This is a genomic window from Pseudomonas sp. TE9122, from assembly GCF_056278925.1.
The window spans coordinates 579,180-601,424 of sequence record NZ_JBWBQI010000001.1 but is presented as its reverse complement, the minus strand read 5'-3'; the positions used below and the strand labels follow the sequence as shown (position 1 = coordinate 601,424).

General features: G+C 59.2%; 21 protein-coding genes and 1 pseudogene. 9 read left to right on the top strand and 13 right to left on the bottom strand.

The window, feature by feature from the left end; translation table 11 throughout:
• Window positions 1-35: 35 nt before the first annotated feature.
• The 3 genes from ACZ9BE_RS02565 to ACZ9BE_RS02555 form a co-directional block, all read right to left on the bottom strand.
• Complete coding sequence (locus tag ACZ9BE_RS02565; RefSeq protein WP_095180432.1) at window positions 36-506, bottom strand: nuclear transport factor 2 family protein; 471 nt, start codon at window positions 504-506, stop codon at window positions 36-38.
• 190 nt (window positions 507-696) lie between these two features.
• Entirely contained in the window at window positions 697-2,001 is a 1,305-nt protein-coding gene (locus tag ACZ9BE_RS02560) for a CynX/NimT family MFS transporter (protein ID WP_476248876.1), read from the bottom strand.
• Complete coding sequence (locus tag ACZ9BE_RS02555) at window positions 1,991-2,650, bottom strand: FadR/GntR family transcriptional regulator (protein ID WP_095180430.1); 660 nt, start codon at window positions 2,648-2,650, stop codon at window positions 1,991-1,993. Before ACZ9BE_RS02555 ends, ACZ9BE_RS02560 begins: the two co-directional genes overlap by 11 nt.
• Before the next feature lie 166 nt (window positions 2,651-2,816).
• Here ACZ9BE_RS02555 and ACZ9BE_RS02550 point away from each other — a divergent pair, with 166 nt between their 5' ends.
• Window positions 2,817-3,128, top strand: a complete 312-nt coding sequence (locus ACZ9BE_RS02550) for a type II toxin-antitoxin system MqsR family toxin (protein ID WP_071174464.1) — start codon at window positions 2,817-2,819, stop codon at window positions 3,126-3,128.
• Window positions 3,125-3,613 carry a type II toxin-antitoxin system MqsA family antitoxin gene (locus ACZ9BE_RS02545; RefSeq protein ID WP_122699624.1) on the top strand — a complete coding sequence of 163 codons (489 nt, stop codon included), beginning with the start codon at window positions 3,125-3,127 and terminating at the stop codon, window positions 3,611-3,613. The genes ACZ9BE_RS02550 and ACZ9BE_RS02545 overlap by 4 nt, the downstream gene beginning before the upstream one ends.
• 57 nt (window positions 3,614-3,670) lie before the next feature.
• On the opposite strand, the gene ACZ9BE_RS02540 is transcribed toward ACZ9BE_RS02545, so the two are convergent.
• The 4 genes from ACZ9BE_RS02540 to ACZ9BE_RS02525 all read right to left on the bottom strand — a co-directional run bounded on the left by ACZ9BE_RS02540 (window position 3,671) and on the right by ACZ9BE_RS02525 (window position 7,833).
• Window positions 3,671-4,435 carry an amino acid ABC transporter ATP-binding protein gene (locus ACZ9BE_RS02540; protein ID WP_016771581.1) on the bottom strand — a complete coding sequence of 255 codons (765 nt, stop codon included), beginning with the start codon at window positions 4,433-4,435 and terminating at the stop codon, window positions 3,671-3,673.
• A gap of 13 nt (window positions 4,436-4,448) precedes the next feature.
• The gene (locus tag ACZ9BE_RS02535) at window positions 4,449-5,543 is read right to left on the bottom strand and encodes an amino acid ABC transporter permease (protein WP_016771582.1); all 1,095 of its coding nucleotides are present in this window, start codon (window positions 5,541-5,543) and stop codon (window positions 4,449-4,451) included.
• A gap of 10 nt (window positions 5,544-5,553) precedes the next feature.
• Complete coding sequence (locus ACZ9BE_RS02530) at window positions 5,554-6,735, bottom strand: amino acid ABC transporter permease (RefSeq protein ID WP_071174462.1); 1,182 nt, start codon at window positions 6,733-6,735, stop codon at window positions 5,554-5,556.
• A gap of 66 nt (window positions 6,736-6,801) precedes the next feature.
• Complete coding sequence (locus ACZ9BE_RS02525) at window positions 6,802-7,833, bottom strand: amino acid ABC transporter substrate-binding protein (RefSeq protein WP_016771583.1); 1,032 nt, start codon at window positions 7,831-7,833, stop codon at window positions 6,802-6,804.
• A 468-nt stretch (window positions 7,834-8,301) separates the two neighbouring features.
• Here ACZ9BE_RS02525 and ACZ9BE_RS02520 point away from each other — a divergent pair, with 468 nt between their 5' ends.
• The 5 genes and pseudogenes from ACZ9BE_RS02520 (at window position 8,302) to ACZ9BE_RS02500 (ending at window position 13,585) form a co-directional block, all read left to right on the top strand.
• Window positions 8,302-8,958, top strand: a complete 657-nt coding sequence (locus ACZ9BE_RS02520) for an alpha/beta hydrolase (RefSeq protein WP_460160402.1) — start codon at window positions 8,302-8,304, stop codon at window positions 8,956-8,958.
• Between the two features lie 96 nt (window positions 8,959-9,054).
• Window positions 9,055-10,534: pseudogene (gene rhlB / locus ACZ9BE_RS02515) on the top strand (ATP-dependent RNA helicase RhlB).
• 117 nt (window positions 10,535-10,651) lie between these two features.
• Window positions 10,652-11,596, top strand: a complete 945-nt coding sequence (locus ACZ9BE_RS02510) for an ornithine cyclodeaminase family protein (RefSeq protein WP_056783066.1) — start codon at window positions 10,652-10,654, stop codon at window positions 11,594-11,596.
• 150 nt (window positions 11,597-11,746) lie between these two features.
• Complete coding sequence (locus ACZ9BE_RS02505) at window positions 11,747-12,874, top strand: NAD(P)/FAD-dependent oxidoreductase (protein ID WP_476248875.1); 1,128 nt, start codon at window positions 11,747-11,749, stop codon at window positions 12,872-12,874.
• An 84-nt stretch (window positions 12,875-12,958) separates the two neighbouring features.
• Complete coding sequence (locus tag ACZ9BE_RS02500; RefSeq protein ID WP_016771588.1) at window positions 12,959-13,585, top strand: helix-turn-helix transcriptional regulator; 627 nt, start codon at window positions 12,959-12,961, stop codon at window positions 13,583-13,585.
• A gap of 101 nt (window positions 13,586-13,686) precedes the next feature.
• Here the strand turns inward: ACZ9BE_RS02500 and ACZ9BE_RS02495 are convergent, their stop codons facing one another.
• The 6 genes from ACZ9BE_RS02495 to ACZ9BE_RS02470 all read right to left on the bottom strand — a co-directional run bounded on the left by ACZ9BE_RS02495 (window position 13,687) and on the right by ACZ9BE_RS02470 (window position 18,944).
• A complete protein-coding gene (locus tag ACZ9BE_RS02495; protein WP_476248874.1) occupies window positions 13,687-14,463 on the bottom strand; it encodes an ABC transporter substrate-binding protein in 777 nt (258 codons plus the stop codon).
• Between the two features lie 263 nt (window positions 14,464-14,726).
• Window positions 14,727-15,179: a molybdopterin synthase catalytic subunit MoaE gene (gene moaE / locus ACZ9BE_RS02490; RefSeq protein ID WP_016771590.1), complete on the bottom strand. Its 453-nt coding sequence runs from the start codon at window positions 15,177-15,179 to the stop codon at window positions 14,727-14,729.
• A gap of 2 nt (window positions 15,180-15,181) precedes the next feature.
• Window positions 15,182-15,424 (bottom strand): MoaD/ThiS family protein, encoded by a 243-nt coding sequence (locus ACZ9BE_RS02485; RefSeq protein WP_024011686.1) that lies wholly within the window; start codon window positions 15,422-15,424, stop codon window positions 15,182-15,184.
• On the bottom strand, window positions 15,421-15,894 hold the full coding sequence (gene moaC, locus ACZ9BE_RS02480; protein ID WP_041479492.1) for a cyclic pyranopterin monophosphate synthase MoaC: 474 nt from the start codon (window positions 15,892-15,894) through the stop codon (window positions 15,421-15,423). The genes ACZ9BE_RS02485 and moaC overlap by 4 nt, the downstream gene beginning before the upstream one ends.
• 240 nt (window positions 15,895-16,134) lie before the next feature.
• A complete protein-coding gene (locus ACZ9BE_RS02475; protein WP_024011685.1) occupies window positions 16,135-17,529 on the bottom strand; it encodes a PhoH family protein in 1,395 nt (464 codons plus the stop codon).
• A 338-nt stretch (window positions 17,530-17,867) separates the two neighbouring features.
• Window positions 17,868-18,944: a polysaccharide deacetylase family protein gene (locus ACZ9BE_RS02470; RefSeq protein WP_476250123.1), complete on the bottom strand. Its 1,077-nt coding sequence runs from the start codon at window positions 18,942-18,944 to the stop codon at window positions 17,868-17,870.
• A 374-nt stretch (window positions 18,945-19,318) separates the two neighbouring features.
• On the opposite strand from ACZ9BE_RS02470, the gene yaaA reads away from it, so the two are divergent.
• Together yaaA and ACZ9BE_RS02460 are read left to right on the top strand one after the other, a co-directional pair.
• Complete coding sequence (gene yaaA, locus ACZ9BE_RS02465) at window positions 19,319-20,098, top strand: peroxide stress protein YaaA (RefSeq protein ID WP_476248873.1); 780 nt, start codon at window positions 19,319-19,321, stop codon at window positions 20,096-20,098.
• Between the two features lie 809 nt (window positions 20,099-20,907).
• Window positions 20,908-22,224, top strand: a complete 1,317-nt coding sequence (locus tag ACZ9BE_RS02460) for a nucleotide sugar dehydrogenase (RefSeq protein WP_016771595.1) — start codon at window positions 20,908-20,910, stop codon at window positions 22,222-22,224.
• The last annotated feature ends 21 nt before the right edge of the window (window positions 22,225-22,245 follow it).

The following is a 22,245-nucleotide window of genomic DNA, read 5'->3' as shown; positions in this document are numbered from 1 at the left end:
GATCTGAACGTGTAGGAAAACAGGCGGCGATCTTATCAGCGCCCGGCCTGAAATGCCTTCAGTCCCTTGCGCGCCTGGGCACGTACCGCGTTGCGCACCAGCGGCGTCCAGCCCAGCAGCAGGCCTTTGAAACCCAACGCCTGCCGCGACCAGCGCCACAGATCGAAGTGGTCGTGGTGCTCACAGATCTTGCCGTCCCGGAAGACGAAGCGCGCCTGGATGTCGTTGACCACGACGTTGCCGGTCTGACTGAACAGGTAAGTCGCCACCCAATGCGCGCCGCCGGTGCGCTCGTCGGCGCGGACATTGTCAAAAGTCAGGGAAAAATCCCTGGCGCGGGTAGTCAGCATGCGCCACATGTCGCCGGCATCGCGCCCGCGCAACTCGCCGAAGGCCGGATCGCTGAAGACCACATCATCGGTGTAGCAGGCGGCCATGGCTTCTGCGTCAAGGCGCTGAAAGGCTTGGTAGAAGCGGGTGATCAGGGCGCTATGGGCTTCGCTCAAGGCAATCTCCAAAGAAATAGGTACAGATTGCCAGCACCATAATCTGCCGCGCGCAGAAACACTATCGGCAATACGCAAAACCTTTGTGGGAGCGACCCTGCTTGCGAAGGCAATTCAACATTCAACATCCATGTTGACCGAAACACCGCTTTCGCGAGCAGGCTCGCTCCCACATTTGCACCCAGTGCATTCAGATCTTTTCGCTTTGCACCTGCACATACAACGCCCGCCCGGCACCCAGCCCGGCCAGGATCGCACCAGCGCCGATAACGCCGAAGATCCAGCCCAGGGCATTCCAGCCGCCGGTCCAGTCATGCACCACGCCCACGGCAAACGGCCCCATGGACGCCAGCGTGTAGCCAAACCCCTGGGACATGCTCGACAGGTTCGCCGCGACATGGGAATCACGCGAGCGCAGCACGATCAGGGTCAGGGCCAGACTGAACGTGCCGCCCTGCCCCAGTCCGAGCAGAATCGCCCAGCCCCACAGACCTTCGATCGGTGCGTACAAGCAGCCGAACAGGCCGGCCAGGGTCAGCGCCATGACCACGACGATCGCCAGGCGCTGATCCTTGCCCCGGGTCGCCAGCCACGGCGCGGCCAGCGAACTGGCCAGTTGAATGATCACCGAACCGGACAGCACCAATCCGGCCTGAGTCGGTGTCAGCCCGCGCCCGATGAGGATTGACGGCAACCAGCCAAATACGATGTAGGCCAGCGACGATTGCAGGCCCATGTACAAGGTCACCTGCCAGGCCAGCGGATCACGCAGCAACCCGCGCACGCGATAGGCGACGTTGTGTGCGCCATGCTTCGAGCCAACTTGCGGCAACCAGAAAACCGCCGCCACCAATGCCGGAATCACCCAGAAGCCCAGGCCCATCGCCCAGCTGTTGCCGAAGTGTTCACTCAGCGGCACGGTCGAACCCGCCGCCATCGCCGCACCTAGGCACAGCGCCATGGTGTAGACGCCGGTCATGGTCCCGGCATGTTTGGCGAAATCGCGTTTGACAATGCCCGGTAACAGCACGCCGACGATGCCGATGCTGGCGCCCCCAAGCACGCTGCCGGCGAACAGGCCGATCTCGCCGAAATTACTGCGCAGGATAATCCCGCCGGCCAGCGTCAGCAGAATCCCCAGCACCACGCGCTCGGCACCGAAACGCCGCGCCAGAATCGGCGCCAGCGGTGCGAACAAGCCCAGGCACAGCACTGGCAACGTGGTCAGCAATCCCGCCTGCGCCGCAGACAGCCCGAGGCTTCTGGAGACCTCGCTGAGCAATGGCGCCATGCTCGACAACGCCGGGCGCAGGTTCAGCGCCACCAAAATCAACCCGAGCAGCAACAGCCACGGGCGTTTTACCAATGGGTGGCTTTGCTGGACCTGCTCGTCATCAGCCTCGGCATCGATCAGCAGCTCTTCAAGTTCGGGGGTGCGTTTCGACGCTGTGGATAACTCACTGCGGGGCATGGATTTCTCGGTTTCAAGGTTCATTGATCAACTGCCTCGACAAGGCTTTGGCCCGTTCCGGGTCGCGTTGCTCGACCGCATCGAGCAAGTCGATGTGCAGATCGAACACTTCCTGACGGCGCGGGGAGATATTCAAGGTCTGGCGCAATTGCGCGCCGACGATGCTGGAGAAATATCGATACAGCTCGCTGAGGGTCGGGTTGTGCGCGGCGTCGACCAGTCGGCGATGGAACACCAGATCGCAGGCGATGTAAGTGTCGAGATCACCATGGTAGTGGCTGCCGCTGGTGCCGAGCGCTTCGCGCAGGGCCGCCAGATCGTCATCGGTACGACGCAACGCCGCCAGGCCGATGGCCTCGACTTCAAGGATGTGTCGGGTCTCCCGAGCCTGCTCCAGGGAACAGCGGGACAACGCCTTCAGCGTATCCAGCGGATCGACCACGGCGCGCAGATAACTGCCGTCGCCTTGGCGAATTTCGATCAGACCGGAAAATGCCAGAACACGCATGGCTTCGCGCACGGTGTTGCGGCTGATGCCCAGCTCGGCGCACAGCTCAGGCTCGGTCGGCAGACGCTCGCCGACTTGCCACGCACCGCTGTTGATGCGCTGCCGCAGTTGATCCAAAGCCTGATCGACTAGGGACCGCTTGATCAAAGGGGAAATGTCGGACATGAAACCCACCTTTTCATCCAATCATAGGATGAATTTTCCGACATGTTAGTCAGACCCATGTAGGACGGCAACCACCTAGGGTCAATCGGAGACACATGGAGCGGCATTTTCGATTGGTCAAAATTACCCTTTAAGGGTAATTTCAGGGACAGGGTTTTGGCTTCTTATGGAAAAGAACACACCCCATTACGACTTGGCAGTCGTGAAGGCCGAAGTAATTAGACGAGGCAAAGAAGCCTTTACACGTTATGCACTTGAGACAGGCCGGGACATGGGCATGTCATGGAAAGTGATGATGCAGGTTGTGGCAACGCTTGAGCGGCGGATGCTCTACAAATCCATGACCTCTTATTCCAACCATCGTAACTGGCACGACGTCTATCACGTATCGTTTCGAAATCGGGAGATCTACATCAAAGTGACCTACTGCACGAGCGGTGGTTCTCCGGTGATCTCCTTCAAGGAGAAAAACACATGAGCAAGAGGCAATGCCTGAGTTGCGGCACCGAACACGCAATGCACCACTTTCAAGATCGCAGTCTCGACGTCAATTACAAACAGTTTTCGCGGCCCGTACACCTTCTCGCCGGCTGGGAGTGCAGGGTCTGTGGCGAAATCATTTTTGACAGTGGTACCGACAGTGCCGAGCGCTACGTAGATGCCGGCGATCAATTACTCGAAGACGTACTTGGGCTGATCGGTACCGAAATGAAGCGTATTCGCCGAAAGCTCCATCTCACTCAAAGAAGTGCGGTGAAGTGGCTGTCAGGAGGTGGGCATAATGCGTTTTCACGATATGAACGCGGCGAACTGGCTCCGCCGCAGCCGTTGTTCACACTGATGCGGCTTCTGGATCGTCATCCCGATCTGCTAGAGGAAATTCAGGCACTTCACGCAGACGACGGTCTCAAACAACTTCTGGAAACTCGTTACCCGGAGCGGGAACCTGTTCTGGCCAGATGAGCCCAGATAAAACAAACCCGGAACTGAGTCCGGGTTTGTTTCAGCGCCTGACGGGCATCAATGCAAAATCTGACTCAAGAACAACTTGGTCCGATCATTCTGCGGATTATCAAAGAAGTCGTTCGGCGCCGCCTGTTCAACGATTTCGCCCTTGTCCATGAAGATCACGCGGTTGGCCACGGTGCGGGCGAAGCCCATTTCGTGGGTCACGCAGAGCATGGTCATGCCGTCTTCGGCCAGACCGATCATGGTGTCCAGAACTTCTTTCACCATTTCCGGATCAAGCGCTGAAGTCGGCTCGTCGAACAGCATGATTTTCGGCTTCATGCACAAGGCGCGGGCGATCGCCACACGCTGTTGCTGACCGCCGGAAAGCTGCCCCGGATATTTGTGCGCCTGCTCCGGAATGCGTACGCGCTCCAGGTAATGCATGGCGATTTCTTCGGCCTTGCGCTTGGGCATCTTGCGCACCCACATCGGCGCCAGGGTGCAGTTCTGCAGGATGGTCAGGTGCGGGAACAGGTTGAAGTGCTGGAACACCATGCCGACTTCGCGACGGATCGCTTCGATCTGCTTGAGGTCGTTGGTCAGTTCCACGCCATCGACGACGATGCGCCCCTGCTGGTGTTCTTCCAGACGATTGAGGCAACGGATCGTGGTGGATTTACCGGAGCCCGACGGGCCACACAGAACGATGCGTTCGCCCTGTTTGACGTTGAGGTTGATGTCCTTGAGTACGTGAAACTGGCCGTACCACTTGTTCACGCCCTGCATCTGGATAATGCCTTCCGGACCCACAGGCTTTTTGATTGCTTCGCTCATTTACAGAGAACTCCTAACGCTTGTGGCCAGTGTCGAGCTTGCGTTCCAGATGCATGGAATAGCGCGACATACCAAAACAGAAAATCCAGAACACCAGGGCGGCGAACACGTAGCCTTCGGTGGCCATGCCCAGCCATTTCGGGTCGGCGGCGGCTTGCTTGACGCTGTTGAGCAGGTCGAACAGGCCGATAATGATCACCAGGCTGGTGTCCTTGAACAGCGCAATGAACGTGTTGACGATGCCCGGGATCACCAGCTTCAGGGCTTGCGGCAGGATCACCAGGCCCATCGAACGCCAGTAACCGAGGCCCATCGCCGCAGCCGCTTCGTACTGCCCTTTGGGAATCGCTTGCAGACCGCCACGCACCACCTCGGCGACGTACGCCGACTGAAACAGGATCACGCCGATCAGCGCCCGCAGCAGCTTGTCGAAGTTCATGCCTTCAGGCAGGAACAGCGGCAGCATTACCGAGGACATGAACAGCACCGTGATCAACGGCACGCCGCGCCAGAACTCGATGAAGGTCACGCAGACCACACGAATCGCCGGCATGTTCGAACGCCGTCCCAGCGCCAGCACGATACCCAGCGGCAACGCCCCGGCGATGCCGACGGTGGCGATCACCAGGGTCAGCATCAGGCCGCCCCACTGGCTGGTCGGCACGGTGGTCATTCCGAAACCGCCATGCAGCAAAGTGAAGGCAATGATCGGGTACAGCACCAGGAAGCTCAGGCCGTACACCGCTTTACGCGGCACGCGCGAGATAAACAGGGGGGCTGCGCCAATGACCGCCAGCCACACGGTCAGGTCAACGCGCCAGCGCAGTTCGGTCGGGTAGTAGCCGTACATGAACTGGCCGAAACGCTGCTGAATGAACACCCAGCAGGCGCCTTCCTTGGTGCAGTCGGCGCGGGTGGTGCCGACCCAGTTGGCGTCGACGATCGCCCAGCTGAGGATCGGTGGCACGACCAGGTAGATCAGATAGAACGCAAACAGCGTCAGCAGGGTGTTGAGCCAGCTGGAGAACATGTTCGCGCGCATCCACGCCACCACGCCGATGCTGCTGTTCGGTGGAGGCATGTCGGGTTTGAAAGTATGAGTACTCATGCGCTTTTCCTTACCGCTCGATCAGCGCAATGCGCTTGTTGTACCAGTTCATCAGCAGGGAAATGCTGATACTGATCGCCAGGTACACGCTCATGGTGATGGCAATCACTTCGATGGCCTGCCCGGTCTGATTGAGCACCGTGCCCGCGAACAGCGAAACCATTTCCGGGTAACCGATACCGGCTGCCAGCGAGGAGTTTTTCGCCAGGTTCAGGTATTGGCTGGTCAGCGGCGGAATGATCACGCGCAGGGCTTGCGGGATGATCACCTTGCGCAGGGTCGGGCCGTTGCGCAGGCCCAGGGAACGCGCCGCTTCGGTCTGACCGTGGCTGACCGACTTGATCCCGGAACGCACGATCTCGGCGATGAACGCTGCGGTGTACACAGTGAGCGCCAGGGTCAACGCCAGCAGTTCCGGGATCAGCACCCAGCCACCGACAAAGTTGAAGCCCTTGAGCTCGGGCATTTCCCAGTGCAACGGAGCGCCGAAGATCAGCGCGCACAAGGTCGGGATCACCAGCGCAATTGCCAGGCCGGTCCAGAACTTGTGGAACGGTACGCCGGTTTCTTCGAAACGCTTGTTGGCCCAGCGGCACATCAGCACGATGCCGACGATGGCCAGCACGATGCTGATCACGAAGGCCCAGAAGCCGTCAGCGGCGAGTGCGGCCGGCATGTTCAGGCCACGGCTGCTGACGAAGAAGGTGTCGCCGAAGTTGTGGCTGTTGCGCGGCCCCGGCATGGTCAGGAACACCGCGAAGTACCAGAACAGGATCTGCAGCAGTGGCGGAATGTTGCGGAACACTTCCACATACACCGTCGCCAGTTTGGCGATGATCCAGTTCTGCGACAGCCGCGCCACGCCGACGATGAAACCGAGGATCGTCGCCAGGATCACGCCGATAAAGGTCACCAACAGGGTGTTGAGCAGGCCGATGACAAACACCCGCGCATAACTGTCCGCTTCGGTGTAGTCGATCAGGGTTTGAGCGATGCCGAACCCGGCACTACGCTCCAGAAAGCTGAAACCGGAAGTGATACCCCGGTGCTGAAGGTTGGTTTGCGTGTTGTCGAACAGGTACCAGCCAAGCGAGACCACCGCCACAACGGTGATGATCTGGAATAGCCACGCACGCACTCGTGGATCGCTGAGGCTGAGCCTCTGCTTTGGTGCGCCGATTGAATTTTGCATGAAGTGCCCCGGAAGAAATGGAACAAGAACATCACCCGGCGGTTGGCCCGCCGGGCGATAGAACCATTAGCGCACTGGTGGTGCGTACTGAATGCCGCCGTTGTTCCACAGGGCGTTCAGGCCACGGTCGATTTCCAGCGGAGTGCTCTTGCCGAGGTTTTTCTCGAAGATTTCGCCGTAGTTGCCGACCTGCTTGACGATCTGCACAACCCAGTCTTTCGGCAGTTTCAGGTCTTTGCCGTATTCGCCGTCAGCACCGAGCATACGGGCCACGTCCGGGTTCTTGGTGGACTTGGCTTCAGCTTCGACGTTCTTCGAAGTGATGCCGGCTTCTTCGGCATTGAGCAGCGCGTAGCCGACCCAACGCACGATGGCCAGCCACTCGTCGTCGCCGTTACGTACGACCGGGCCCAATGGTTCTTTGGAAATGGTTTCCGGCAGAACCACGTAGTCCTTCGGCGAGGCCAGCTTGCTGCGCTGGGCGAACAGCTGGGACTTGTCGGAGGTCAGCACGTCGCAACGACCGGATTCCAGCGACTTGGCGCTTTCATCGGAGGTGTCGAAGGTGATCGGGGTGTATTTCAGACCGTTGCCACGGAAGTAGTCGGAAACGTTCAGTTCGGTGGTGGTACCGGCCTGGATGCAGATAGTCGCGCCGTCGAGCTCTTTGGCACTTTTCACGCCCAGCTTGTTGTTCACCAAAAAGCCGATGCCGTCGTAGTAGGTGATGAAGCCCGGGAATTTCAGGCCCATGCCCGCGTCACGGGAGCTGGTCATGGTGGTGTTGCGCGACAGGATGTCGATCTCGCCGGACTGCAGCGCGGTGAAGCGCTCCTTGGCGTTCAACTGGCTGAACTTGACCTTGTTGGCGTCGCCGAAAACGGCTGCGGCCACAGCGCGGCAGACGTCGGCATCGATGCCGAGGATCTTGCCGGTCGCATCCGGTACCGAGAAGCCCGGCAGACCGTCGCTCACGCCACACTGCACGAAACCTTTTTTCTGTACCGCATCCAGGGTTGCACCCGCCTGAGCGAACCCGCTGACGCCGAGTACTGCTGCAGCAGTCACGACCGCCAGAGTGGATTTCAACATCTTCATTCAAACCTCCAGTTTTGCTCTTGTTGTGTCGGAGCTTGAGTCCAGTCGCACCCTTTTGAGGCGTTGTTGACCCGTGTTGGCTTTTTTTAGGGTCAACCGACGTAAGACCTTCGCTATGAGTCTAGTAGGAGAAAATCCACAACATGGATCACTCACTTCTCACCAATCGGCCGAACGGGCTGTAGCCCTTTCACGTTCGCTAAGCCCGTAGCGGCCATTGGCGAACATCCATCACCGGATTCGTTGCTATCCCATCGCGCGACTGACACTGATAGTGTTACCGCCACGCGTAGGACGCTTCGTACGCAAACCTCCATAGCAAACGCCGTACCACACCGCTTGCGAAAGTGATTGCGCGACACGTCAATAGCTAAACTTGTAACCTTGCGACATCTTGTTAACGGATCAACCGGGCGCGCACTTCAATCACGCACTCAATGAGAGCGCCCGCACATTTTTGGAGCAGACATGACCGAGCCCTTGATTCTTCAGCCTGTTAAGCCCGCAGACGCCTGCGTGATCTGGCTGCACGGCCTCGGCGCCGACCGTTACGACTTCCTGCCGGTGGCCGAGGCGTTGCAGGAAATCCTGCTGAGCACGCGTTTTGTGCTGCCGCAGGCGCCGACGCGTCCAGTGACGATAAATGGCGGATATGCCATGCCCAGCTGGTACGACATCAAGGCCATGAGCCCGGCCCGGGCGATCGACCGTGACCAGTTGGAAGCTTCGGCAGAGCGCATCATCGAACTGATCGAAGCCGAGCGCGCCAGCGGAATAGACGCCTCGCGGATTTTTCTCGCCGGGTTTTCCCAGGGCGGCGCGGTGGTATTGCACACCGCATTTCTGAAGTGGCAGGGGCCGTTGGGTGGCGTGCTGGCGTTGTCGACTTACGCACCGACGTTCAGCGACGAACTGGAGTTATCCGCCAGCCAGCAGCGCATTCCGGTGCTCTCGCTGCACGGCCAGTTCGATAACGTGGTGCAGAACTCGATGGGCCGCAGTGCTTACGAGCATTTGAAGAAGCATGGTGTCACCGTGACATGGCAGGAATACCCAATGGAGCACGAAGTGTTACCTGAAGAGATTCGCGACATTGGTGTCTGGTTGAGCGAACGGCTGCGCTGATTGTCGACCAATCCCTGCCCATTGATCCCTCCTACTACGCCGCGCCCGATTCTTGCATTACACTGGCCGGCGTACATTCCTTAACCAATTGATGAGATGACCGTGCTCAAAGCACTCAAGAAAATGTTCGGTAAAAGCGAGGCTGAGCAGCTCGCGCCAGTTCCCAGTGCGCCGTCGCACGCCCCCGGTCATCGCGCCGATGCCCCGCAGGCCGACCGCCCCGCTCCCGCAGCCGCACCGAAGCCCGAAGAAAAACCCGCTGCGGCCGCGCCAATGGCCGTAGAGCCTGCACCCGGCGAAGCGCCGAAACCGGCCAGACCGCGTCGCGAACCGAAGCCCAAGGCACCGGTCATTCCATGGAAACTCGAAGACTTCGTCGTCGAACCCCAGGAAGGCAAAACCCGCTTTCACGATTTCAAGCTTGCTCCGGAACTGATGCACGCCATTCAGGACCTGGGCTTTCCTTACTGCACGCCGATCCAGGCGCAGGTGCTGGGCTTCACCCTCGCCGGCAAAGACGCCATTGGCCGCGCGCAGACCGGCACCGGCAAGACCGCCGCGTTCCTGATCTCGATCATCACCCAGTTGCTGCAGACGCCGCCGCCGAAAGAGCGCTACATGGGCGAACCGCGCGCGCTGATCATCGCGCCGACCCGTGAGCTGGTGGTGCAGATCGCCAAGGACGCCGCTGACCTGACCAAGTACACCGGCCTCAACGTCATGACGTTCGTCGGTGGTATGGATTTCGACAAACAGCTCAAGCACCTCGAAGCGCGGCATTGCGACATCCTCGTCGCCACGCCGGGCCGCTTGCTCGACTTCAACCAGCGCGGCGATGTGCACCTGGACATGGTCGAAGTGATGGTCCTGGACGAAGCTGACCGCATGCTCGACATGGGTTTCATCCCGCAGGTACGGCAGATCATTCGCCAGACCCCGCCGAAATCCGAGCGCCAGACCCTGCTGTTCTCCGCGACCTTCACCGAAGACGTGATGAATCTGGCCAAGCAATGGACCACCGACCCGGCGATTGTCGAAATCGAAATCACCAACGTTGCCAACGAGAACGTCGAGCAGCACATCTACGCCGTGGCCGCTGCCGACAAATACAAGCTGCTCTACAACCTGGTCAACGACAACGGTTGGGAGCGAGTCATCGTGTTTGCCAACCGCAAGGACGAAGTACGCCGCATCGAAGAACGCCTGGTGCGTGACGGCATCAACGCCGCGCAACTCTCCGGTGATGTGCCGCAGCACAAGCGCATCAAGACTCTGGAAGGTTTCCGCGAAGGCAAGATCCGCGTGCTGGTAGCCACCGATGTCGCCGGTCGCGGCATCCACATCGACGGCATCAGCCACGTGATCAACTTCACCCTGCCGGAAGTCCCGGACGATTACGTGCACCGCATTGGCCGTACCGGTCGTGCTGGCGCCGATGGCGTGTCGATCAGCTTTGCCGGCGAGGGACGACTCTTACCAGTTGCCGTCGATCGAAGAAAAGCTTGGTCGCAAGATCAGCTGTGAAACCCCGCCGACGCATCTGCTGCGTGCGGTTGAGCGCAAGCGTCCGCAGTAAGCGCCACGAAATGAAAAAGCGCAGCCGGCAACGGACTGCGCTTTTTTTATGCCCGATGGTTGCTCGCCAGAACTAAAAGTCCATAATGGAAAAATAAGTTTAGTTTCGGAGCGCGAAATGTCCAGTACGCCCTATGTGATCGATCAAGCCCAGGCCCATGAGCTATTGGCGCGTATCGATGTTCCGCAAATCCTGCACAAGCTGTTCCGCGATCTGGCGGCCGGGAACGCCGTGCAGCCGGCGCAGCAATGGGTCGAGTTTCCGCAGGGTGCCGGCGACTTCATCAACTACTTGGGTGTACTGGCCGAGGACGGCGTGTACGGAGTGAAGACTTCGCCGTACATCGTCCGTGAGCAGGGAGCGCTGGTGACGGCATGGACCCTGCTGATGTCGATGAAAACCGGCCAGCCGCTGCTGCTCTGTGATGCCGGCGAACTGACCACCGCGCGCACCGCCGCGACCACGGCCGTGGCGGTCGACGCCCTCGCCCCGTTGAATGCCCAGCGACTGGCGATCATCGGCAGCGGCAAGGTTGCTCAAGCGCATCTGCATTACGCCAAAGCGCTGCGCGACTGGAAGAGCATCAGCCTGTATTCGCCGTCGCTGCTGGAAGATGCGCAAACACAGGCCGAGTTGAAGTGCATTGTGCCGTCAGTGAAGATTGCCGACAGCCTTGAGACCGTCACCGCCGATGCGGATGTGATCATGCTCTGCACCTCGTCGGCCGGGCCGGTGATTGATCCTGCAACGTTAAGCAAACCGGCGCTGATCACCTCGATCAGCACCAACGCCCCCCGCGCCCATGAAGTACCGCCGCAAAGTCTCAACGACATGCAGGTGTTCTGCGACTATCGTCTGACCACGCCGGGTTCGGCAGGTGAGATGCTGATTGCCGCCGAACAGCATGGCTGGAACAAGGATTCGATTGTCGGCGACCTCGCCGACTTGCTCAGCGAAAAAGTGCCGCGCCCGGGTTACGACCGTCACGTGTTCTTCCGTTCAATCGGCTTGGGCCTGGAAGACATTGCCCTCGCCAATGCGGTTTATCACTTAACCCACTAACGCCAAAAATCCCCTGTGGGAGCGAGCCTGCTCGCGAATGCGGTCTGACATTCAGCGAAGATGTCGACTGATACACCGCTTTCGCGAGCAGGCTCGCTCCCACAAGGGACTAGCGAACGCCTTGATATTGCGTACCCACTGGAGACCTACATGAACCACGCAGATTTCATCATCATCGGCGGCGGGATTGCCGGCGCTTCCACCGGGTTCTGGCTGGCGCCGCACGGCAAAGTGATCGTGCTCGAGCGTGAAACCCATCCCGGCTATCACTCCACCGGTCGCTCCGCCGCGCTGTACACCGCCGCCTACGGCACCGCACAGGTCCGCGCACTGACTCAGGCGAGCCGCGCGTTTTTCGACAGTCCTCCGAGCGGCTTTTGCGAGCACCCGCTGCTGACCCCGCGCGGCGAAATGACCGTCGACTTCATCGGTGATCCCGCCGAACTGAACAACCAATACCTCAGCGCCAAAGCCACCGTGCCGCAGATGCAACTGCTCAGCGCCGACGAAGCCTGCGCGCGTCTGCCGATCCTGCGCCGGGAAAAAGTCCACGGCGCGATCTACGATCCATCGGCCTGCGACATCGACACCGACGCGCTGCATCAAGGCTACCTGCGCGGCATCCGGCGCAACCACGGCGAAGTGCGCACCGATTGCGAAGTGCTCGGCTTGAGCCGCGATGCCGATGGCCTGTGGATCGTGCAGACCAACGGCGAGACATTCACCGCACCGGTGCTTATCAATGCCGCCGGTGCCTGGGCCGACAAGATCGCTGCCCTGGCCGGTGCGCAGCCGCTGGGTCTGCAACCGAAACGCCGCGCCGCATTTATCTTTGCCGGCCCGGAAGGCGTTGACACTCATCATTGGCCAATGCTGGTCAGCCTCGACGAATCCTTCTACATGAAGCCCGACGCCGGCATGTTCCTCGGCTCGCCGGCCAACGCCGATCCGGTCGAACCGCACGATGTGCAGCCGGAAGAACTCGACATCGCCATGGGCATTTATCAGATCGAAGAGGCCACCACGCTGACCATCCGCCGTCCGACCCGCACCTGGGCCGGTCTGCGCAGTTTCGTTGCCGACGGTGATTTGCTCAGCGGCTTTGATCCGCAGGTGCCAGGGCTGTTCTGGGTCGCCGCGCAGGGCGGCTACGGCATTCAGACGTCGCCGGCGATGGGCCAGGCCAGTGCGGCGCTGGTGCGCGGCGAGCCATTCCCCGAGCACCTGCATCAATTCGGTCTGGACAGCGCCATGCTCTCCCCGGCCCGACTGGTTTGATCGCATCGACTCGTCGAAAAGATTGCGGCACACTCGCAGCGCCCCGGCACAAGGGGCGCTGACGCTGCCTGGAGCTCCACTGTCATGACTGCCCCCGAATTCGACCCGGCGCTGGATAACTTCCGCGCCATCGCCGACGCCATTGCCACGCTGTTCTTCCCCCACGCCGAGGTGGTGCTGCACGACCTGCGCACGCAGAAGGTCGACTACATCGCCAACAACCTGTCCAAGCGCGAGATCGGCGACGACTCGTCACTGGAAGACATGCTCAGCGAGGATGTCAGCGACAGGAACATCGGCCCGTACGAAAAGCTCAACTGGGACGGTCAGAAAATTCGCAGCCTGAGCACCGTGCTGCGTGACAGCGAAAGTCGGCCGCTGGCGGTGCTGTGCATCAATCTGAATATTTCCCTGTTCGAGAACGCCAAAGCGGCGCTGGACCTGTTTCTCTCGCCGAGCAAGCTGATTCCGCAGCCGGACTCGCTGTTCCGTGATGACTGGCAGGAACGCATCAACACCTTCCTCCACGCCTGGTTGCGCGAGCGGCAGTTGAGCCTGAACCTGCTGACCCGCGATCACAAACGCGAACTGGTGCTGGCGCTGCACGCCGAGGGCGCGTTCAAGGGCAAGAGCGCCTCGAACTACGTGGCCAATGTGCTGAACATGGGGCGGGCGACGGTGTACAAACATTTGAAGGAATTGAAGGGCTGAAGATTTGCATCGCTAGCGCTGGCCTCTTCGCGAGCAGGCTCGCTCCCACATTTGGAATGCGTTACCCCTGTGGGAGCGAGCCTGCTCGCGAAAGCGCTTGATCAATCGCCGTAGATATCGGTCTTGAAATACTTCTCGGAAATCTTCTGGTACTCGCCATTCGCGCGAATCCCGTCGATGGCGCTGTTCAACTGGCTGACCAGCTCAGCATTGCCCTTGCGCACAGCAATCCCCGCGCCCTCGCCGACGTACTTCGGATCCTTCAGCTCCGGCCCGACAAACGCGTAACCCTTACCGCGCGGCATCGACAGGAAGTCATTGAGCGGAATGGTGTCGGCAAAAATCGCATCAAGGCGCCCCGCCGCCAGGTCCATGTAGATTTCTTCGTTGTTGCTGTAGCGCTTGACGTTGATGCCCTTGGGTTCGAACACCTCGGTGGCATAACGATCGGTGGTGGTCGCGCGCTGCACGCCGACGTTCTTGCCTTTGAGGCTGGCGTACTGATCATCCACCGTAGCGCCTTCCTTCATGAGAAGACGCGAAGAAGTGAAATAGTACTTGTGGCTGAAATCCACCGACTTCTTGCGATCTTCGTTGATGGTCATCGACGACAGCGCCATGTCGATCTTCTTCACTTTCAGCGAAGGAATCAGCCCGTCGAACTCACCTTCGACCCACACGCAATTGACCTTCATCTGCGCACAAAGGGCATTGCCGATGTCGTAGTCGAAGCCGACGATTTCACCTTTGTCGGTTTTTGACGCGAATGGCGGATAGGCCGCTTCGATGCCGATGCGCAGGGTTTTCTCGGCGGCGAAGACGCTGGAGCAGGCCAGCAGACTGAGGGCCAGACCGGTGATGAGGGGGAGTTTCTTCATGTTCGTTCTCTCGCGGGTTGTTGTTGGTTTGGCGAAGAAGAGCAGCTACAAGCGGCAACCTGATAGCGGCAAGACAGAAGCTTTTTTTGTACTTGGAAATCCATACTGGACTCTCAGGTACAAATCGTCAATCGGGTAGAGAGGGAAGGATTTTCGGTGTCACAGATGACGCCTTCGCGAGCAGGCTCGCTCCCACAGGGGAACGCTTTCCAATTGTGGGAGCGAGCCTGCTCGCGAAGACTGACCGGAGGGCGCTACAGAAACTACTTCTTCCAGCGATCCGCAGCCGCATGATCACTGTCGCGCCCTTCGACCCAACGCGGGCCGTCACTGGTGTTTTCTTTTTTCCAGAACGGCGCGCGGGTTTTCAGGTAGTCCATGACGAAGGCGCAGGCATCGAACGCGGCCTGGCGGTGGGCGCTGGCGGCGCCGACGAAGACGATCGGTTCGCCCGGTTCCAGCGCGCCGATGCGGTGCAGCACTTCCAGTTTCAACAGCGGCCAGCGCTGCTCGGCTTCGACAGCGATCTTGCCGAGAGCCTTTTCGGTCATGCCCGGATAGTGTTCGAGGAACATCCCGGCCACGTCGAGCCCGTCGTTGAAGTCGCGCACATAACCGACAAAGCTCACCACCGCGCCCACACCGACATTGGCCGCGTGCATCGCATTGACTTCAGCGCCCGGATCGAACGGCGTGGCCTGCACGCGAATCGCCATGTTCAGCCTCCGGTCACGGTGGGGAAAAACGCCACTTCATCACCATCGACAACTGGCTCGTCGAGCTGGCAGAGGTCTTCGTTGCGTGCGCACATCAGGTTTTGCTCGCTCAGCACTTCGGCGCCATCACGTTCTGCCAACAGTGCCCGAACGTCATCGACGGTGGCGAAATCGCCTTCAACCGCAACCGAATCCACGCCCAGCGCTTCACGGTAGCGGGCAAAAAATTTCACGGTCAGTTTCATGGCTGCTCCGCCTGGAAGTGGCCGCTCTTGCCGCCGACTTTCTCCAGCAGACGCACGCTTTCGATGGTCATGCCCCGGTCGACGGCTTTGCACATGTCGTAAATGGTCAGGGCGGCGACGCTGGCGGCGGTCAGCGCTTCCATCTCGACGCCGGTCTGCCCGGACAGCTTGCAGCGGGCGACGATACGCACGCTGTCATCACCTTCGGCGCTGAGTTCGACTTTGACGCCGGTGAGCATCAGCGGGTGGCACAGGGGAATCAGATCACTGGTCTTCTTCGCCGCCTGAATCCCGGCAATGCGCGCCACGGCGAACACATCACCCTTGGGATGACCGCCGCTGACGATCATCTGCAAGGTTGCGGGGAGCATGCGCACCAGCGCTTGAGCGGTCGCTTCACGGAACGTCACGGCTTTTTCAGTGACGTCGACCATGTTGGCGCGACCTTGGGAATCGAGATGAGTCAGCACGGGATTACTCCTGATCAGGAGCGTGGATTGTAAACCTGTGGGTCAGATATCCGCATCACTGATTATGAAATCACCGTTGCCCCCTGTGGGAGCGAGCCTGCTCGCGAAAGCGGATTCAGATTCACTATAGATGTCGACTGATACACCGCATTCGCGAGCAGGCTCGCTCCCACAGGAGATATGCATTTATCCATAAAAAAACCGGGCGGCTTTAAGGGCCACCCGGTTCTGGGTGAAAGGTTACAAATGCGATTCGGCGTATTCGGCCAGGATCGAGCGAGGCACCCCTTGCAGGGTGATGTGCACACCGTTGGGGAAATCCTTGAAGCGTTCGGTCAGGTAGGTCAGCCCGGAGCTGGTCGCGGACAGGTATGGGGTGTCGATCTGCGCCAGGTTGCCCAGGCACACCACTTTGGAACCGGCGCCGGCACGGGTGATGATGGTTTTCATCTGGTGCGGCGTGAGGTTCTGGCATTCGTCGATCAGGATCAGGCTCTGCTGGAAGCTGCGACCGCGAATGTAGTTGAGCGATTTGAACTGCAACGGCACTTTGCTGAGGATGTAGTCGACGCTGCCATGGGTGTTTTCGTCATCCATGTGCAAGGCTTCGAGGTTGTCGGTGATGGCGCCCAGCCAAGGCTCCATTTTTTCCGCTTCGGTGCCGGGCAGGAAGCCGATTTCCTGGTCCAGACCCTGCACGCTGCGGGTGGCGATGATGCGGCGATAACGTTTGCTGACCATGGTCTGCTCGATGGCAGCGGCCAGCGCCAGAATGGTTTTACCGGAACCGGCGGCGCCGGACAGGTTGACCAGATGAATGTCCGGGTCAAGCAGCGCATACAGGGCCAGACTCTGATAGATGTCGCGCGGCTTCAGCCCCCAGGCCTCCTGATGCAGCAGCGGTTCCTGATGCAGGTCGAGGATCAGCAGGCGGTCTTCCTGGATTTCCTTGATCCAGCCGACAAAGCCCTGTTCGTCGATGATGAACTCGTTGATGTGCACGGCCGGCAGGTTGTCGATCAGTTGTACCTGATGCCAGGTGCGGCCGTGGTCCTGACGGGTTTCGACCTTGCTCACGCGGTCCCAGAATGAGCCGGTCATGTTGTGGTAGCCGTTGGGCAGCAGGGACACGTCATCGACCAATTGGTCGGTGCTGTAGTCCTCGGCGTCGATGCCACAGGCGCGCGCCTTCAGGCGCATGTTGATGTCTTTGGTGACCAGTACCACCGGTTTTTGCGGATCGCGGGTATGCAGATCAATCAGTTGGTTGATGATTTTGTTGTCGTTCAGATGCTCGGGCAGAATCAGGTTCGACTCGGCCTGCTTGCTCATCAGAATTGACAGCAAGCCCTTCGGCCCGCCCTTGCCACGCTGGATCGGCACGCCCAGTTCAACGTCTTCAGGGGACGCATCGCCCAGGGTCTTGTCGATCAGGCGGATCGCCTGGCGGCATTCGGCGGCCACGCTGTGATGGCCGCTCTTGAGCTTGTCCAGCTCTTCCAGCACGGTCATCGGGATGGCGACGTGGTGTTCTTCGAAATTCAGCAGGGCATTTGGATCGTGAATCAATACGTTGGTATCGAGTACATACAGGATTGGCTGGTTGGAGGAAGGGCTGCGTCCGTGATCATCCATACTCGGTCACCTTTGTGGGAGCCATTCGACGCAATACCGTGACAGTGCTGCGCCTCGAGGTGACTGCCGAATTCATCCACGAGGGCCTGGATGAACTGCACACAATAGGAGTCTGGGAAGACGCCACCTGTGTCGCAGGTTTCGGCGGTCTGTCTTCGTAATACTCCAAAACCGATGACATAAAAAAGCACTTTGACGGTTTTTTTAAGTTTATTTTGCAGAGTGACGAAAAGCCCTTGGCGGACTCCCCGTACCCCGCTAAAGTCGGAAGTCCGCCTGCATCGAATTCCTCCTGAAAATCACCCCAAGTCCAATGTTTACGGGCTTTTTCTCATTTCTCAACGAAACGCGTCCTGACAGTCTTCCCAGCCGATGCCGCTCTGCGCAGTCTGGGTGATCAGCCACGGCAGGGACGTCTTCACCGCATCCTGTTTCATGTTGAAATTGATCACCCCGTGCCGCCACAGCAGCATCAGGGTCAGCACCCGCTGCGCGCTTGCAGGGCCTTTGAGTTTGCCGGCACCGTCCTGGGCATCGATGTCCCACAGCGCCACTTGCAGGCCCTGGCTATTGAAGAAACCTTGTGCGTCACTGCGGCGCTGGCCATCCGGCGGACGGAACAGCGGCACGTAGTTTTCCGGCAGTTTGTTCTTCACCAGATCGGCGCTGCGCCGCACCGAATCCTGCCAGTCCTGCCAATGGCTGTGGGAGCGGAACTCCCAGCCCTGCACGCCTACGCATTGCCGGGAAAAACTCGCCTGCAGACTGCTGACCGAACGGCCGGTGAGTCGCGCCTGAATATCCTTGCCCAGTACAAAGAATGTCCCGCTCAGATTAGATTTTCGCAGGTATTCGGTCAGCCAGTCGGTGTTGTCCGGTTGCACGTTGGCGGCGCTGTCGAACGTCAGCAGAAACAGCCGGTCGTGCATGTCGTCGCCGTTGCGCTCGTAGTCGCCGAAACGATCGAATTCGTTACTGGTTTGCGGTGACAGCGCGGCCTTGCGCATCAGCTCGTCGAGGTACTGCAAATGGAAGATCCGGCTCGGCTCGGCCCACTTGGTGTAATAGCTGTCGTCGCTGACGACGAACTTGGCCGCCTGCTCGCGCAGGGTCGGCAGGTCATCGACGAGGAAGCAGAACGAGGCGTCCTGATCGCAGCTTTGCTGGGCGTGGTTGTAGTTGGCGAGCAAGCGCTGCCAGAGGCGCTGGCGCAGCTGATTGACCGCATCGATATTGACCGTGCGCAGGCCCAGGCGCTGGGCCAGTGCCGCTTCGTCGATGGACTCGGTGCCGAGCAGGCCGCGAGCGAACATGAGAATTTCCGCCCGCGACGCGACGTCGAACAGGGTCGGATTGCTGAGCTGCTCCGGCCAGGTCGTGCGATCCAGCGTCGCCGCATCACCGGGCGCCGCCATGGCGCCGAAGCTCAGCAGCCACGCGGTGAATAAAAGAACAATGCGCAAAGGGATGTCTCCATAACAAAACCCGCGCGGCACTATAGCTGATGTGCAAGATTCAAGGTCGTCACCCTCACCCCAGCCCTCTCCCAGAGGGAGAGGGAGCTGACCGAGCGGTTCTTTCGATATCCGTCTACCTGAGCTATCGAGTCGAACTCAAATTTGAAGCCAGCGAACATCGGCCCCCTCTCCCTCTGGGAGAGGGCTGGGGTGAGGGTAAAATCCACCAACCGTCGCAAATCCCGGCACTTGCACCGACCTATAACCCCCATAGCTGGAGTCAACAAGGACAACCCCCTAGAATCGCCCCCACGATTAAAGGAGACGACTTCATGCTGATGGTGATTTCCCCCGCCAAGACCCTCGACTACGAAACACCGCCGGCGACCCAGCGCTTCACCCAGCCGCAGTACCTCGACCATTCCCAGGAATTGATCCAGCAGTTGCGCGAGCTGAGTCCGGCGCAGATCAGCGAGTTGATGCACGTGTCCGACAAGATCGGTGGCCTCAACGCCGCGCGTTTCGGCAGCTGGACACCCGCCTTCACCCCTGAAAACGCCAAGCAGGCCCTGCTCGCCTTCAAGGGTGACGTGTACACCGGCCTGGATGCGCAGTCCTTCAGCGAAGCGCAATTCGATTACGCGCAAAAGCATTTGCGCATGCTCTCCGGCCTTTATGGCCTGCTGCGGCCGCTGGACCTGATGCAACCCTATCGCCTGGAAATGGGCACCAAACTGGCCAACGGCCGTGGCAAGGATCTGTATGCGTTCTGGGGTACGCGCATCAGCGAGTGGCTGAATGAAGCGCTGGCCGATCAGGGCGATGACGTACTGCTCAACCTTGCATCCAACGAATACTTTTCTGCGGTCAAGCGCAGCGCGTTGAAGGCGCGGATCATCAATACCGAGTTCAAGGATCAGAAGAACGACCAGTACAAGATCATCAGTTTCTACGCGAAGAAAGCGCGCGGCCTGATGAGCCGTTTTGTGATCCAGGAACGCATCAACGACCCGGCTCAGCTCAAGCAATTCGATGTACAGGGTTATCGCTACAGCGCCGAACAATCGAAACCTGACAATCTGGTGTTTTTGCGCGACCACGCCCCGGAATAAAGCATGCCCTTTGCACGACTCTTTTCCTCCAGAGTCGTGCAGTCCGCCCGAAGTCAAAATTCCCCCGCTGCATATCGCCAAATTCATGGCGCCAATAAAACCACAGACTCTTTTCTAATTTTAGTTTCACTCGACACTGAAGTTTTTTTTCAGTAGTGGCACTTAAATTTTTTACCCGTAGTGGCACAAAACTATCGCCCCCGGTTTCGCCCCGATAACTAAAGGGCGAAATCGTTAGTGCTATCAGTTTGCACCCAGTGCCATCTTCATCAATATTTCAAAAAATTTCGGCTGGCACGATGAGCGGGCTGGAACTATGTCCAAATGCGTTGCTCATACCACCGGTAACGATTCTCGCCGAGTTTGTACGAGATAACTTACGCAGAGCTGATAGCCATGTAACCAAGTTGTCACAGCAACTTGCCTGAGTGACTAACTAGTCTCAAAACAATCGAAGGACAGGAGATACGCACCATTAATATCCCCTACAAAGGCCAAGGCCGCGCCCCTATAAACGTGCTCGCCTGAGCACCTAACTGCTTGATTTACCGGCCCCCTACCGGACGTCGAGCAGGCTACACGACTGCACTAGAGTCTTCCCGCACGGAAGATCGGCTGCATAACAGGGCAAGTCATAACAACAAGGCCTAGTTGCGCACATCTTGAGTGCACTTATTAGACACTCGGAACTTTGTATGCCTGCACACGGCATTGTGGCGCCTGTAAGCCGCACTTCCGAGTGCACTAGTGACCGCTGAACACCATTAACTCCGGCCTTCTAAGGCCTGATATATACAGAGGTAATTGCGATGCGCATCAGCATATTTGGTTTGGGTTACGTTGGCGCAGTATGTGCCGGTTGCCTGTCTGCACGGGGCCATGACGTAGTTGGCGTCGATGTTGCCAAAGACAAGATCGACATGATTAACGCCGGCAAATCGCCGATCGTTGAACCGGGCCTGGGTGAACTGTTGCAACAGGGTATCCAGACCGGTCGTCTGCGCGGCACGACCAACTTCGCCGAGGCGATTCGTGATACCGACCTGTCGATGATCTGCGTCGGCACGCCAAGCAAAAAGAACGGCGACCTGGAACTGAACTACATCGAGGCCGTGTGCCGCGAGATCGGTTTTGTCCTGCGTGAAAAAACCACCCGCCACACCATCGTCGTGCGCAGCACCGTGCTGCCAGGCACCGTGGCCAACGTGGTCATCCCGATTCTGGAAGACTGCTCGGGCAAGAAAGCCGGCGTCGATTTCGGCGTTGCGGTCAACCCGGAATTCCTCCGCGAATCCACCGCCATCGCTGACTACGATCAGCCACCAATGACCGTTATCGGCGAGTTCGATACCGCCTCGGGCGACGTTCTGCAATCGCTGTACGAAGAACTCGACGCCCCGATCATCCGCAAGGACATCGCCGTTGCCGAGATGATCAAGTACACCTGCAACGTCTGGCACGCGACCAAAGTGACCTTCGCCAACGAGATCGGCAACATCGCCAAAGCCGTCGGCGTCGATGGTCGTGAAGTGATGGAAGTGGTCTGCCAGGACAAGACCCTGAACCTGTCCCAGTACTACATGCGTCCGGGCTTCGCCTTCGGCGGCTCGTGCTTGCCGAAAGACGTACGTGCGCTGACCTACCGCGCCGGTTCCCTGGACGTCGAAGCACCGCTGCTCAACTCGCTGATGCGCAGTAACGAATCGCAAGTGCAGAACGCTTTCGACATCGTTGAAAGCCATGAAAAACGCAAAGTCGCCCTGCTCGGTCTGAGCTTCAAGGCCGGCACCGACGACCTGCGCGAAAGCCCGCTGGTCGAACTGGCGGAAATGCTGATCGGCAAGGGTTACGACCTGAGCATCTACGACAGCAACGTCGAATACGCCCGTGTCCACGGTGCGAACAAGGACTACATCGAATCGAAGATTCCGCACGTATCGTCCCTGCTCAACTCCGACTTCGACTCGGTGATCGACAACTCCGACGTGATCATCCTCGGCAACCGCGACGAGAAATTCCGTTCGCTGGCCCAGGAAGCGCCGCAGGGCAAGCAAGTCATCGACCTGGTGGGCTTCATGTCCAAGGCCACCAGCGCCGGTAGCCGCACCGAAGGCATTTGCTGGTAAGGCAAGCCTCAAGCTTCAAGC